Here is a 1,303-nt window from a genome sequence, read left to right as displayed (position 1 = left end):
CGCTGCGCGGCCACGGGTTCCGGGCCGGTGCCTTCGGTGCCCTCGGCGTCTTCCACGGCCTCGGCGCCCTCCGCGTCCCGGGCGGCCTCGGCGTCCGCGCCTTCGGCGGGAACGGGCGGTACGGGGGCGGGTTCGGGCGTCGCCCCGGCCTCGGGGACCACCGGCGCCACCGGCCCGGCCCCGACACCGGCCTCGGCCTCCCCGACGACCGGCTCGGGCTCCCTGGGGGCGGGCAGCACGAGGAGGGGCTCCTCGTCGTCCTCGGTCTCCGGGGCCGGTTCCGGCTGGGGTTGGGACTGCGGCTGCTCGACGGGCGGTTCGACCTGGTCCGTCGAGTCCGTCGGATCCGCCGTCTCTTCGGCCGGCTGTCCGCTCAGCTCCTCCGGGAGGGGCTGCACGCTCACGCCGTGCGGCGGGGTGGGAGCCAGGTGGGGGGTGGTGGGAACCACGCCCTCGACCGGTACGAACCGGCCGACGCCGACGGGCTGCCCGGCCGCCGGGGAGAGGTCCTGCTCCGGCGCCTCCTGAAGCGGTACGTCCTGGATCCGGGGGTCTTGGAGCTGCTCGGCGGTGTCGGCGGCTTCCGGGACGGACCCCTCGGCGGGCCCGGCGATCCCCTGGGCGTCCTGGGCTTCCTGGGCCTGGAGCGCCTCGGCGACGACGGGCTCGGCCTGCGCCGGCTGCGGCTGCGGCTGCTCCTGAAGCTGCCGCTCCTGAGGCTCGGCGTGCTGTCCGGGCTCGGCGTCCGGCGGGGCGGCTGTGTCCTGGGTCTGCGGCTCCGGGGCCGGGTACCCGGGCTGCGAGGCGTCGTCGGCCTGCGGGACCTGGGGAGCCTCGGGCGCGGGCGGGAAGGGCGCGGGCTGCGGAACGTGCGCGAACTCCGGGACCGTCTGGACGAACTCGGCGCCCTGGCCGTCCTGCGGAGCCTGCGGGAACAGGGAACCGTCGGCGAGCTGGGGTGCCTGCGCGTAGTCCTGCACCAGGACCGCCTGCGGTGCCTGAACCGTCTGCGGAGCCTGGGCGGCCTCCGCGACGACGGGCCCGGCCTCCTCCACCGCCTCCGCGCCGGGTGCTCCGGCGATCTCCGTCGGCTGCGCGAAGGGCGCTTCATCCGCCTCCGGCTGCTGAGGCGCGTACCCCTCCTCCGGCGCCTGCACCGCTTCCGGGACCTGCCCGGTCGTCTCCAGGACCTGTCCGGCCTCCGGAGCCTGCCCGGCGGCCACGGCCGGGTCCACGACGACGTGACCGGGCACCGCGTCGGCAGCCTGGTCGTGCGCGGGGTCGGAGACCGGCGCGTGCGCCC

At 77.6% G+C, this 1,303-nt stretch carries 1 pseudogene; it reads right to left on the bottom strand.

Annotated elements, in window-relative coordinates:
- A pseudogene (locus HO151_RS06650) lies at nucleotides 1-1,303 on the bottom strand (hypothetical protein); the annotation flags it as partial.

The sequence above is a fragment of the Streptomyces sp. 8P21H-1 genome (assembly GCF_013302945.1).
The sequence above is the reverse complement of the archived record's forward strand: the minus strand, read 5'-3'. Positions and strand labels throughout refer to the sequence as shown.